The sequence below is a fragment of the Temperatibacter marinus genome (genome assembly GCF_031598375.1).
In the GTDB taxonomy this organism is placed as follows: Bacteria; Pseudomonadota; Alphaproteobacteria; order Sphingomonadales; family Kordiimonadaceae; genus Temperatibacter; species Temperatibacter marinus.
This window is the reverse complement of the sequence record NZ_CP123872.1, coordinates 1030690-1044413: the sequence shown is the minus strand read 5'-3', so window position 1 is coordinate 1044413 and position 13724 is coordinate 1030690. Positions and strand designations below refer to the sequence as shown.

Below are 13724 nucleotides of genomic sequence, written 5' to 3'. Positions count from 1 at the left end.
CTTATAACCTATTGATTTTAAAGGCAAAAAAATACCCTCTCTAAAATAATAGAGAGGGTCGATTTTTTTTAGTATAAATAATCTATTTTTTCGACATTAGGTCCATAAGGGCATGTACGGTCGATTCAACGCCAACCTTCACACTATCAGGATGAACTTTGAAGATCGGACTATGGTGCGAGGGAATAGGATCACCACCATTTGCAGCGGCATCCATTTCAGACTTCGGTGTCCCGCCAACAGCCCAATAAACAGATTTGAGTTTTGGTTGAATAACAAAGAAAGGAAAATCTTCCGCACCCATCCCTGTAGGCGGAATTGAGACAACACGCTCTTCACCCATCTTATCTTGCCAAAGCGCCTTCAAGTGGTTAGCAAGATCGTCATCGTTCACCATTGGTGGCGACCACTCTTTAGATACTTTCACTTCTGGAAGTTTATCTTCAGGCAATCCTGCAACACGGCCCATATTTTCAGCGATCCGTTTAATGCCAGCGAGAAGAAGTTTCCGTGTCTCTTCATTGGTATTACGCACAGTCAATTGAAGCACTGCACGATCAGAAATAATATTATGCTTCAAACCAGAATGAAAGGATCCTACTGTCACGACACCAGGCTGGCGCGGACTTAATTCACGCGATACTAATGTTTGAAGGCCCAAAACAATTTGCGATCCAAGAACAATCGGATCCTTTCCACTATGCGGACTGGCACCATGAGCGCCGACCCCGTGGATAATAATATCTACAGAATCAACACCAGCATAAGGAGCGCCTGCTAATACATTCACTTTACCAAGCTCACCTGTAGAGGTAACATGAAAGGCAAGGCCATAATCAGGCTGACCAAAACGACTCCAAATATTGGCATCCATCATAGCCTTAGCACCCAACACACGCTCTTCAGCAGGTTGAACGATCAACATTAATGTTCCAGACCATTTGTCTTTATTCGCAGCCATATGCCGCGCTGTGCCCACCATGCTGGTTATATGAACATCGTGTCCACATGCATGCATTACAGGCACCTCTTTACCCGTTATAGGCGAGTTCTGTGTCGCCTTAGATGCGTAATCAAGGCCGCTTTTTTCTTGGACAGGTAAGCCGTCCATATCGGCCCGCATCATCACAAGTGGCCCATCGCCATTTTTCATAATAGCAACGATTCCAGTAGGCTTAAAGCCATCAACAGGAACACCGACAGATTCATGAACTTCAAAGCCAGCAGCCCCAAGCTCTTTGGCCATGCGGGCTGCCGTCTTATTTTCTATGAGAGATAATTCTGGGTTTTTATGAAAATGAACAAAAAGTTCTTTCAAATACTCATTATAATCTTTTGATACAGCATCTTTAACACTGTCTGCAGCCTGAACGGGGTTTAAAAGTAAGCCCGCAGTTACTACAGTAGACAACAACAAATTCCTCATACTACTCTCCTATAAAAATTCTACTATAGTGAGAAGTTAGCAGATAAACTTTCGTTGTCAAATTTTCAAACAGCGTTCCCCTAATTCAAGCCCATGACCAAAGCCTGTGATTGTTCAAAAGATGTCACATGCATCTCTGCATCTGAAACCAAATCACCAAGACCTATAAAACGCCATCCAAGCCCCTCAGCTGCCAGCATATCCCATTTGCTATCCCCCACATAAGTGATGGTTTCAAAACCTTCCCCATCCTCAAACATTTCTTCGGCTCTCTCCCGAGCCAAAAGCAAAATTTCCATGCGATCATAATGATCATCGCTACTGGCGATCACGGCTTTAGAAATATCATATCCTGCAGATGATAATTTGAAGCAAGCACTTGGACCCCAATCTCCAGACGTAAAAGCGACAACGTAATTTTCATTTGAAAGACAGCGATTAACAAGGTCTGGTCCTCCAGAAATTGCAGGACAAAGTGTTGGCTCATCCATTAGTTTTTCCATCACTAAATCTAAATAATGATCTCTTACTAAATCGTGTTTCTTCTCAGACAATGCTTCTTCTTTAGCTTTCATATAAACTTCAGCCAAAATGCCTGTTCCCGTCAAATGAGAGATACCCTCCCAATCATCAGGACTGTCTATCTCTAGACATTCTTCGATAGCACGTTTGAATAAAGTATCACTAAAAGACTGTGAATTTACGAGAGTACCATCAACATCAAAGAGGATCAAATGCATGTCAGTTCCTTGTCTAATTTTTCTGCTCTTTTAGCTAGATCTAGTAGAAAAAGATAGTTTTACTTTTAATCACATCTCCCTACCCTCTTAGGGGCACGGTGGGATACTGAGACTTAACAAAAAAAGGCCTGACTAGATCAGACCTTTTCTACAAAAAAGAAACACGGGTTTTCTTAATTGTTCATTTGATTGAAAAACTCTTCGTTATTCTGGGTATCCTTCAATTTACCAAGCAAGAATTCCATGGCATCCACAGTACCCATCGGTGTCAGAATACGGCGAAGCACCCACATTTTTGCAAGCGTCGCTTGATCCACAAGCAATTCTTCTTTTCGAGTTCCGGACTTAAGAATATCAATCGCAGGAAAGACCCGTTTATCCGCAACTTTACGGTCAAGAACAACTTCACTGTTGCCTGTGCCTTTAAATTCTTCAAAAATCACTTCATCCATACGAGAACCGGTTTCAATTAGCGCCGTCGCAATAATAGAAAGAGATCCGCCATCTTCAATATTTCGTGCCGCACCGAAGAATCGCTTCGGACGTTGAAGAGCATTGGCATCTACACCGCCTGTTAAGACCTTACCTGAAGAAGGCACACAAGTATTATAGGCCCGTGCTAAACGTGTGATACTATCGAGAAGAATAACCACATCCTTGCCGTGTTCAACAAGACGTTTCGCTTTTTCAATGACCATTTCAGAAACTTGAACGTGACGGCTTGCTGGCTCATCAAAAGTTGAAGAAACCACCTCACCATTCACACTACGCTGCATATCTGTCACTTCTTCTGGTCTTTCATCAATCAACAAGACGATAAGGTAACATTCTGGGTGATTCCGAGTAATATTTTGCGCTATATTCTGCAGTAATACTGTTTTCCCTGTCCGCGGAGGCGCAACAATCAGTGCTCGCTGTCCTTTACCAATCGGTGCGACAAGGTCAATCACGCGCGGAGATTTATCTTTCACTGTTGGATCATCTGGATCCAACTTAAATCGCTGATCAGGATAAAGCGGAGTTAAATTATCAAAATTAATTTTATGACGCGATTTTTCAGGCTCTTCAAAGTTAATTTTACTAACCTTTAGAAGGGCAAAATATCGTTCTCCATCCTTGGGCGCTCTAATTTGACCTTCAACCGTATCTCCTGTCCTTAAACCAAAGCGTCTAATTTGCGAGGGAGATACGTAAATATCATCAGGACCTGGCAAGTAATTCGCCTCCGGAGAGCGTAAGAAACCAAACCCGTCAGAGAGCGTTTCAATCACCCCACCGCCGCTGATTTCTTTATCATCATCAGCCATTTGTTTAAGGATGGCAAACATCATATCCTGTTTGCGCATAGTAGAGGCATTTTCAACGCCGACTTCTTCAGCCAGGGCTAATAGGTCTGCTGGTGACTTTTCTTTTAAATCTTTAAGATGCATGGAGAGTTCCATTTATTTTCTTGTGAAAAACATGTCGAACGACATAAGGGTGAATAGACCCCTATTCTATCATAGAAATTCTAAATGCAAAGCTTTTTCGAACGCCCTTTTTTAAAAGGGTTTTACAACGGCTAAAAGAACTATTCCCAAAATTAAAATCGATGGTACTTCATTCATCATCCGGAAATATTTTTCAGATCTTGGTCGGTTTTGAGCTGCAAATTTTTTCCGTTGAGCTGCCATCATCATATGGAAAATCATCAATCCTATGACCAATAAAAATTTAAGTTGAAACCAACCCTGCCCCTCCACATGCGTGATCCCAACCAAAAGCAATCCAAAGACCAAACTAATAATCATTGCTGGATTAAGTATGATTTTAAACAATCTGCTTTCTCTATCCATCCACAGAGCATCTTCATCACTATTTAGCGCAGATTGGTGATGATAAACGTAAAACCGTGGTATCATTAGCAATCCTGCCATCCAATAGATTACAAAGATAATATGAAGCGCTTTTATAACGCTGTAATAATCTGTCAGCAGATCCATCTGGTGTTACCTTCTGTAATTTTGAATAAATTCTGAAAGAGCAGCCACATGCTCAGGAGGACAATCTGGTGTAAACCCATGACCAAGATTAAAGATGTGACGACCGTATTTAAAGCTCTCTAGGACCCGCTCTGCCTCTTCGAGCATCCTTGCCCCCCCAGCAACAACAAGTTGAGGATCTAGGTTACCCTGAACGCAGACACCGCTGGATTGTAAGTTATCCTTAGCCCACTGAAGAGACATACTTGTATCTAGACCAATACAATCCACTTTCGTTGCAGACAAATAGTCCTGACTCATAGGCCCTGCAAGACGAGGAAATCCAATAATAGGGGTTTCAGGATGAGCGGCTCTGACTTTTTCAATTATTTTAACTGTGGGTGCAATCACCCAATCGCGAAATGTTACTTCAGACAGAGATCCTGCCCAACTATCAAAGATTTGCACTGCATCTGCACCGGCATCAATTTGCTTAATCAAATATTCAGCCGTACTTTCTACGAGAAGGTCAAGTAACCCTGTCATAAGATCAGGGTTCATATAACCAAATTTCTTTGCAGTTGCATGATCTTTACTGCCCGCCCCCTCAAGCATATAAGTTGCAACAGTCCAAGGCGCACCAGCAAAACCAATTAATGTGGTCTCTTTGGGAAGATCTTGCTTCAAACGTGCTAAAGTTTCATAAACATTACCCACTCTTTGGTGAAAGCCATCAAGTGATAAGGCTGCTAATGTTTGAGCATCATGCACAGGCTCTAATTGAGGCCCTTTTCCTGTTTCGAACCAAACTTTCTGTCCAAGTCCATCCGGTACGACAAGAATATCGGCAAAGAGAATAGCCCCGTCCATACCATAACGCCGGATAGGTTGCAGGGTCACTTCCGCAGCCTTAGCAGGGGTATAACAAAATTCCATAAAAGAAGGACAGGTGGCTCTTACTTCTCTATATTCTGGTAAATAACGCCCAGCTTGACGCATAAACCAAAAAGGGATTTGATCTTCTTTCTTTCCTTGAAGAACGTTTAAAAGTCTTTTTGTCATCTTCTTTGCCTATTATTTGAACTCAATTTTATACACGAGCTTCTTACTAACAAATAAATATATATATTTATAGAGAAATAGTAGTTGTATTTGTACCCTGTGAATCATGGGGATAAAAAGTTATCCACATGGTTTTGCACAGCTAAACTTTTGTTTAAAAATATACTTTACATATTTTCTTAGGAGGTCATCTAAAGATGCGACTCTCAAGAAAGGATAGATTGATAGATCTATACTTTGTATAAAGTAAGCCCAAAATGGGTATATCTCGTGGTTCCTTGAAAAAACTATCCCCATTATCTTTATCAAGGGATAAAAAGTATAACTCTGATGAAAAAAGTTGGAGTGTGGGGATAAAAAGGAATAAGAAAGTAGACCACAGACCTATAAGTAAGTTATCCACAGGGTTATCAAGAGGGGTAGACCTAAAAGAGGAATGAAAGAAAAATTATTATGGAAACACAACAACTTCACTTGCATTTAGTATCAGACTCTACAGGAGAAACCCTTGATGGACTGTTGCAAGCAGCTCTTGTGCAATTTGATGGTGTTGACGTGGTCAAACATAACTGGCCTTTGATGCGGTCCCCAAAACAAATGGAAAGAATTATCCAAGATATATCAGAAAATCGAGGGCTTGTTCTCTATACAATTGTAAATGAAGATATTCGTAGAACACTAGAAGATGGCTGTCGCGATCTTGGCTTTCCAGTCCTTGCTATCATGGACCCTCTCATTAATCTTTTGGGATCCTATTTCGGGGTGAAGCCGACGGGTCTTGCAGGCCGCCAACATGCTATGGATGAAAATTACTTCTCTCGCATCGAAGCATTAGATTATACGATGGCTCATGATGATGGACAGTTGACAGAAGATTTACATATGGCGGATATTATTCTTGTGGGAGTATCGAGAACAAGCAAAACCCCGACAAGTATATATCTTGCGAACAAGGGGTTTAAAACGGCAAATGTTCCTTTTGTTCCAGGCTGTCCGATGCCAGAAGATTTAGATCATTTGCATAATACTTTTGTCATGGGATTGACCACAAGTCCGGACCGCCTCAGTCAGATAAGAACCAACCGCCTCAACAGCTTGAATGAAAAAGGGGTTACAGATTATGCTGCAATAGACAGCATTCAAGATGAAGTGAAAGAATGCCGCAAATATTGTAGAGAGAGAAATTGGCAGGTGCTAGATGTCACACGGCGCTCTGTTGAGGAAACAGCTGCTGCGATTATTAATAAATTCCACCTCTGGAATGAAGAAAATAAAGGATAAGGCATGATTTTAGCCTCTGGCAGTGAAACACGACTTATGCTTTTGAAGAATGCTGGTCTTGATATCACAGCAAAACACCCCCTTGCTGACGAAGACGGGATTAAACAAGCGTTGATTGAGGAAGGGGTGACAGCTCTTGATCTTGCGATTGCGCTTGCTGAGGTCAAGGCACTCTCTATTTCTAGAATAATGCCAGACGCATTAGTCATCGGTGCAGATCAACTTTTAGACCTTAAAGGGGATTATATATCAAAAGCCACAACCCGCGCTGAGGCTGAAAAAACTCTGTCAAAACTATCAGGTCAGAAGCATCAATTGATTTCTGGGGCCGTTGTTGCCGAAGGAGGGCGTGTGATTTGGCGGGGCTATGACAAGGCACAGCTAGAGGTTCGCCGCTTAAGCAAAGACTTTATCAATACATACTGCGACACACTTGGTGACAGGCTTTATACTTCCGTTGGCTGTTATCATCTTGAAGGATTAGGAGCACAACTCTTTCATAAGGTGACAGGAGACTATTTTACAATTTTAGGGCTGCCGCTTTTGCCTCTTCTAAAGTTTCTTCAAGACAGGGGCACACTCTTAAAATGAGGTATTTATGACATATTCATCCATAAAAAGAGCTGCAGTTATCGGCTGGCCTATTGGCCAAAGCCTTTCTCCTTTGATCCATAAGCATTGGTTTGAACGCTATGAAATTGCTGGTGAATACAGGAAAATTGCAGTGGAGCCAGACCATTTAGAAACGGCCCTTCAAGGATTTATTAGAGGAAATGAATTCATTCCTGATGGCTTGGATGGTTTTAATATTACCGTTCCTCATAAAGAAAAGGTTATTCCTTTCCTCGATAAAGTAGCCCCGATGGCGAAAAGGTTAGGGGCGGTGAATACAGTGATGATCAAAGACGGTGTGACGACAGGATTTAACACAGATATTACAGGCTTGAAAAAACAATTGGACGTAACAGTACCAGATTGGCCAAAAGAGCGGCCTGTTCTAATTTTGGGAGCAGGCGGGGCAGCTAGAGCAACAATTTCAGCATTTTTAAGTACAGAAGTGCCGTTTATTATGCTTTCAAACCGAACAAAGGCTAAAGCGGAAGTTTTGGCTAATGAGCTGGGGCAAGGGCGCGTTACGGTTGTTGATTGGGATGACCGTCATGATGCTGTCACTGGCGCAGGTGTTGTTGTCAACACCAGTTCGCTCGGCATGGTTGGGCAACCCCCTCTTGAATTAGATCTCTCCCATGCAGATCCCGAGACTGTGGTTTACGACATTGTTTATAAACCTTTAGAAACGCCCTTGTTGAAAAGCGCAAAAGACCGAGGGCTGCGTACCGTAGACGGCCTCGGTATGCTTGTTTATCAAGCGGCGGGGGCTTTTAAGATTTGGTTCGGCGTTGACCCTGACTATGACAGTCAGTTAAAAGAAAAACTGCTTGCAGCATTATAGAGGGATTTATGCAACGCACTGATTTTACAAAAGAGCTGACAATTATTGGCTTAACGGGCTCTATTGGCATGGGAAAAACCACAACGGCAAACATGTTTCAGTCCGCCGGTGTCCCTGTCTTTGATAGTGATGCAATGGTGCACCGTATGCAAGCTCCCGGGGGGGAGGCCTTACCCCACATTGAAGCAGAATTTCACGGTGTTGTTCAGAAAGGTGTTCTTGACCGATTGGCCTTAGGGGAATTAGTATTTAAAGAGCAGAAGAAGTTAGAGCGTCTACAAAATATTATTTACCCTCTTTTGCACGAGCGGCGTAGAAATTTTTTTGCTCATGCGCTTCGCAAGGGAAAAGATATTGTTTTAGTTGATGTCCCCTTACTTTTTGAAACAGGGGGTGATCAGGCTGTTGATCTCGTCATTGTTGTGGATGCACCTCTAGATGTTCAGCGCGAAAGAGTGCTCTCCCGCATAGGCATGACAGAAGAAAAATTTCAAAACATACTATCCAAACAATTACCAAACCAAGAAAAAGTGCACCGAGCAGATTTTGTGATAGATACCAGTCACGGAAAAGAGGCCGCTCAGCAACAAGTTGAACATATTTTAGCGACCATTAGACAAGGATTAAAGAATGAATAGCATCAGAGAAATTGTTTTTGATACAGAGACAACCGGCTTTGATCCATTTTCAGGAGACCGAGTCATTGAAATTGGATGTGTTGTGTTAATAAATAAAATTGTCCAAACTGGGGAGGAAAATCAATTTCATAGATATTGTAATCCCCGTCGTGACGTCCCCGAAAGCGCCGTAAAGGTGCACGGACTGACAGCGGAAATGCTGGCAGACAAGCCTTATTTTGAAGACGTTATGGATGAATTTTTAGATTTTGTTGGAGACGACATTCTGGTGGCTCATAATGCTGAATTCGATAAGAAATTCATCAATTGGGAATTAGAAAATGCGGGTCGCAAGCCTATCCCGGCTGCTCAATTTAAAGATACGCTTGCGATTGCTCGCGGTAAATATCCTGGGGCGCAAAACTCTCTCGATGCTCTATGTCGGCGATTTGGGATTGAAAATGGACACAGAACGCTGCACGGCGCACTTCTTGATAGTGAAATCTTAGCGGATGTTTATGTTGAGCTTGAAGGGGGGCGGCAAACAGGCCTAGAATTAACGGTGGAGAAGAAAAAAGCTTTTGTTCAAACAGAAAAAAAGAAAAGAGAACCGCGCAGTTTTCCTTTAACCGACGCAGAATTGGAAGCCCATAAGGATTATATTATGGCCCTTAAAGACCCTCTGTGGGGTCGATAAATTTACATCGATTGACAAAAAGCACCATTGTTTGTGCAAAAACTATGTAAATTTATGCAAAAATAAATATTTCTTGCATTATCTTCTTTTCAAGACCTATAGTTCGCCTCAAAGATTGTTTATTAAAACATGAGGCGAGGCCACTTAAATGACCCTATCCCTAGCGTTAGACTGCGCAGCAGATTCTTTACAAGTTGATGCAATCGTAAAAGGACACCACGAAAACCCCTATGGATTTATGGGGATTCACTCTCTTTCGGGGGGTGGGTTTATTGTGCGTGCTTTTATTCCTGCGGCAGAGAAAGTCGAGTTGGTTCAGCGCGGCAGTAAAAGACGCATCGTTGAAATGCAGTGCATTCATGAAGATGGGTTTTTTCTTGCAGATTTAAGCTATAGAAAAAGACAACCCTCATTTTTGTATAAAGTTTGGTACAAAGGGAATAAAAAGGCATATTTTGTTGAAGATATCTATAGTGTTCCTCTCTTGTTAAACTCTGAAATACTTACCCAATTTACGCAGGGTGATTTAATTGATGCCTATCGGTATTTCGGATGTCACCAAGAGACCATAAACGGCATATCTGGCATGCGGTTTTCATTATGGGCCCCCAGCGCCAAGCGTGTTGCAATCGTAGGAGAGTTTAATCTTTGGGATGGACGTAAACATCTTATGAGGAAACGCCATGAAGCGGGTGTTTTTGAAGCTTTCATTCCAGGGATGTCCTCGGGAGAGATATATAAGTATGAAATTCAAGCGGCAGATGGAGGCCTTTTACCCCTAAAGGCTGATCCTTATGGGCGCCGGGGAGAATTGCGCCCTTCTAACGCAAGTATCACCTATGTTGCTGAAGAATTTACATGGGAAGACACGGCTTGGATTAAGAAGCGCGGTGCCCTTCAAAATTTAGATGCAGCCATGTCCATCTATGAAATACAAATGGGATCTTGGAACCGTGATGGAGAAGAGTTTCTAAATTATCGTTCTCTTGCTGATCGTCTTATTCCCTATGTGAAGGAAATGGGCTTCACACATATTCAAACCATGCCCATTAGTGAATACCCTTTTGATGGTTCTTGGGGGTATCAACCTGTAGGACTTTTTGCACCAACAGCAAGGTTTGGAACTCCTGAAGATTTCAAATATTTTGTAAATGCTTGTCATAAAGCAGGGATTGGGGTTCTTTTTGACTGGGTGCCGGCTCACTTTCCTCTTGATGCACATGGTCTGGCTAAGTTTGATGGCACATGTCTTTATGAACATGAGGACCCCCGTCAAGGATATCATCCAGACTGGAATACGGGAATTTTTAATTTATGCCGAAATGAAGTGGTGAATTATCTGATCTCAAGTGCATTATTTTGGCTTGATGAGTTCCATATAGACGGCCTACGTGTGGATGCGGTTTCTTCAATGCTTTATTTGAATTACAGCCGTGAAGAAGGTGAGTGGATCCCGAACATAAACGGCGGTCATGAAAATTTAGAAGCCATCAGTCTTTTGCAAAAAATGAATATACATGCCTATGGCAATTTCGATGGGGTCATTACAATTGCTGAAGAAAGTACAGCATGGCCTGGATTAACAACGCCAGTGGATTTAGGGGGAGTGGGCTTCGGGTATAAATGGAATATGGGCTGGATGAACGATAGCCTTACCTATATGAAAGAAGACCCCCTTCATCGCCAGCATCATCATGAAAAAATAACATTTAGTCTTAATTATGCTTTTACGGAAAATTTTATTCTTCCCCTGTCACACGATGAAGTTGTTCATGGAAAAGGATCCATCCTGGATAGAATGCCTGGGGATGACTGGCAAAAATTTGCTAACCTGCGCGCTTATTATGCTTTTATGTGGGCCCATCCAGGTAAGAAGTTGCTCTTTATGGGGTGTGAATTTGGTCAAAGCAGCGAATGGAATCATGATAAGGAATTAGAGTGGTGGCTTCTTGATCACGCACCTCATCAACAAACAAAATCCCTAATTTCGGCATTAAATAAGGTTTATAAATCTTCTCCCGCTCTCCACGAGTTAGATTGTGCAGAAGAAGGGTTCCGGTGGCTACAATGGGAAAGACCAGAGGACTCTATTATTGCTTTTGTTAGATTTGATAAAAGCTTTCACAGCCCAGTGCTGGTTATATGTAACTTCACACCTCTCGAGCGCACAGATTACCGTATTGGTGTCCCAAAAGCAGGCCAGTGGAGTCTCCTGCTGAATACAGATGCTGTTCAGTATGGAGGGTCTGCCATTGAAGCAAAAGACCACGTGATGTCAGAGACTGTGGCATGGGACGGCGAAAGCGAAAGCCTTTGCCTTACTGTACCGCCGCTTTCAACCACGCTTTATCGTTTTGGATAAACCTCTGATGAATATCGTAGAATTTTTAAGAAGCCACAAGACTCATTCAACTATGGATTTAGGGGCGCATTTAATTGATGATGGGTGTTTTTTTGGCTTAATATCAACTTCTGCAGAGGCTGTGACGTTATGTCTGTTTGATCTCTCTGGTCAAGAAAAGCAAAAACCACTTGAAAAGTCAGGCGATGGATATTGGTCAACTTTTGTTCCTGGGATAAAAGCGGGTCAGAAGTATGGCTATAGAGTTCATGGAGAATACGCCCCTGAAAAAGGTTTGTTTCACAACCCTCACAAACTCATGCTTGACCCTTATGCATTAGAGATTGATCAAGGATTCAGTTGGCGGGGCGCGCATTTTTCATATCAAAAAGGGACGGATGTTCTGGATGGCATTCTTGATAGTCGTGATAATGCAGCCTTCATGACCAAAGGGATTGTTGTTGACCCAAAGCAAGCCTTAAATTGTCAAAATCACCCTTACAATAAGATGGAAGAGACAGTTTTTTACGAAACTCACCTTAAAGGGTTTACAAAATTAAGGGCAGACTTAACCCGTAAGGAGCAAGGTACATTTGACGGCCTTAAAGCTCCTCAAATGCTAGATTATTTGAAAGCATTAGGGATTACTGCAATCGAATTATTACCGGTTCATTGTTATTTAAATGATCACTTTCTTCATCAGATGGGTCTCAAGAATTATTGGGGCTATAACACATTAAATTATTTTGCGCCGCATCCAGCTTATCTAGGTGCCGAAGGGTCTCAATCTATCCGTCAATTTACCCATGCTGCGCATGAAAAGGGATTAGAGGTGGTTCTTGATGTAGTTTATAATCATTCAGCGGAAAGTGCTGCAACAGGGCCGACCTTATCTTTTCGAGGGATTGATAATCATTTATATTACCGCGTCAATAAAGACTCACCGCATTGTTATGATGATATTACAGGTTGCGGGAACACATTAAACACGGGCAATAAAGTGGTGCGTCAGATGTTTATTGACAGTTTAGAGCATTGGGTAAATTCATACGGTATTGATGGGTTTCGATTTGACCTTGCTCCTGTTCTTGGAAATGGAAAAGGCCCCTTTTCCCGGAAAGATAAATTCTTTAAAGCTCTTAAAAAATCTAAGACTTTAAAAAATACAAAGATGATAGCAGAGCCATGGTGTGCTGCACCCGTTGATTATGCGCTGGGGCGGTTTCCAAAAGAGTGGGCAGAATGGAATGATAAAGCCAGAATGACTTACAGGGGGTTTTGGAAAAACAGCGGAACCACCATAGGAGACTTTGCTCAGCGCCTCTCAGGCTCATCAGATTTATTTGAAGGGCAGAACAGACAGCCTCAGTCCAGTGTTAATCTTGTGGCCTGTCACGATGGGTTTACCCTGGCTGATTTGACCCAATATCAAGAAAAACATAATTGGCAGAACGGTGAAAATAATCGCGATGGAGATAGTCACAATTTATCAGACAATTTTGGGCAAGAAGGGCCTTCACAAGATCCATTTATTCGTGAATTGCGTCACCGTCGATCAAAGTCACTCCTAGCGTCGGCACTTTTATCTGTGGGAACCCCGTTAATTCTTGGGGGAGATGAGTTTGGTCGCTCACAGTTAGGCTCTAATAACGCCTATTGTCAGGATAACAGCATTAATTGGTTAAATTGGGAATTACTAGAGACACCTCAAGGGGCAGATTTACATGCCTTTGTTTCCAAAACGCTTGCGCTAAGAAAAGCATTGAATCTGTATCAATATACAGATCATTTTTCAGAGCAAAACAAAGGACTAGACCATTGGATTGAATGGTTAAATCATGATGGAAACGCTATCCGAGACGATCAATGGCAATTTGTAGCTCATCGTCATTTGGTGATGCTTTTTAAAGAAGAGTGTACGGAGAAAAATGCAGTAATGTTTGCCATTAATGCAGGTGCGATTGATCAGGATTTTGTCTTACCACCTATGATGAAAAAACAAGCCTGGACGATTGAACTAGACAGTGGGTCTTCTAATTTAGAGCCTGTTGTTTTAAAAGATCAAACCAAAGTTCATGTCAAAGCAGGAGCCATGATGGTACTTGTTAATGGAAATCCTTGGCGCTAAAATTAGAATGATTTGATC

General features: G+C 42.1%; 12 protein-coding genes. 7 read left to right on the top strand and 5 right to left on the bottom strand.

The genetic code is table 11. The features are described from left to right. Nucleotides 1-82 precede the first annotated feature (82 nt). From QGN29_RS04685 to hemE, 5 genes are all read right to left on the bottom strand, one after another. Nucleotides 83-1426: an amidohydrolase gene (locus tag QGN29_RS04685; RefSeq protein WP_310799523.1), complete on the bottom strand. Its 1344-nt coding sequence runs from the start codon at nt 1424-1426 to the stop codon at nt 83-85. Between the two features lie 80 nt (nt 1427-1506). Beyond that, nucleotides 1507-2166 (bottom strand): HAD family hydrolase, encoded by a 660-nt coding sequence (locus tag QGN29_RS04680; RefSeq protein ID WP_310799522.1) that lies wholly within the window; start codon nt 2164-2166, stop codon nt 1507-1509. A 173-nt stretch (nt 2167-2339) separates the two neighbouring features. Then, complete coding sequence (rho, locus tag QGN29_RS04675) at nt 2340-3596, bottom strand: transcription termination factor Rho (protein ID WP_310799521.1); 1257 nt, start codon at nt 3594-3596, stop codon at nt 2340-2342. 111 nt (nt 3597-3707) lie between these two features. Then, nucleotides 3708-4148 carry a CopD family protein gene (locus QGN29_RS04670; protein ID WP_310799520.1) on the bottom strand — a complete coding sequence of 147 codons (441 nt, stop codon included), beginning with the start codon at nt 4146-4148 and terminating at the stop codon, nt 3708-3710. A gap of 6 nt (nt 4149-4154) precedes the next feature. Then, nucleotides 4155-5189 carry a uroporphyrinogen decarboxylase gene (gene hemE, locus QGN29_RS04665; RefSeq protein WP_310799519.1) on the bottom strand — a complete coding sequence of 345 codons (1035 nt, stop codon included), beginning with the start codon at nt 5187-5189 and terminating at the stop codon, nt 4155-4157. Nucleotides 5190-5642: 453 nt separating this feature from the next. On the opposite strand from hemE, the gene QGN29_RS04660 reads away from it, so the two are divergent. The 7 genes from QGN29_RS04660 to glgX all read left to right on the top strand — a co-directional run bounded on the left by QGN29_RS04660 (nt 5643) and on the right by glgX (nt 13706). Continuing rightward, nucleotides 5643-6470, top strand: a complete 828-nt coding sequence (locus QGN29_RS04660; RefSeq protein WP_310799518.1) for a pyruvate, water dikinase regulatory protein — start codon at nt 5643-5645, stop codon at nt 6468-6470. Between the two features lie 3 nt (nt 6471-6473). Then, nucleotides 6474-7061, top strand: coding sequence for a Maf family protein (locus QGN29_RS04655; RefSeq protein WP_310799517.1), 588 nt, complete (start codon nt 6474-6476; stop codon nt 7059-7061). A gap of 7 nt (nt 7062-7068) precedes the next feature. Continuing rightward, nucleotides 7069-7923, top strand: coding sequence for a shikimate dehydrogenase (locus QGN29_RS04650; RefSeq protein WP_310799516.1), 855 nt, complete (start codon nt 7069-7071; stop codon nt 7921-7923). 8 nt (nt 7924-7931) lie between these two features. Continuing rightward, nucleotides 7932-8561: a dephospho-CoA kinase gene (gene coaE / locus QGN29_RS04645; protein WP_310799515.1), complete on the top strand. Its 630-nt coding sequence runs from the start codon at nt 7932-7934 to the stop codon at nt 8559-8561. Nucleotide 8562: 1 nt separating this feature from the next. Beyond that, entirely contained in the window at nt 8563-9237 is a 675-nt protein-coding gene (gene dnaQ, locus QGN29_RS04640) for a DNA polymerase III subunit epsilon (protein ID WP_510805598.1), read from the top strand. Nucleotides 9238-9385: 148 nt separating this feature from the next. Then, a complete protein-coding gene (gene glgB, locus QGN29_RS04635) occupies nt 9386-11599 on the top strand; it encodes a 1,4-alpha-glucan branching protein GlgB (protein WP_310799513.1) in 2214 nt (737 codons plus the stop codon). Between the two features lie 7 nt (nt 11600-11606). Next, complete coding sequence (gene glgX, locus QGN29_RS04630; RefSeq protein WP_310799512.1) at nt 11607-13706, top strand: glycogen debranching protein GlgX; 2100 nt, start codon at nt 11607-11609, stop codon at nt 13704-13706. Nucleotides 13707-13724: the final 18 nt, after the last annotated feature.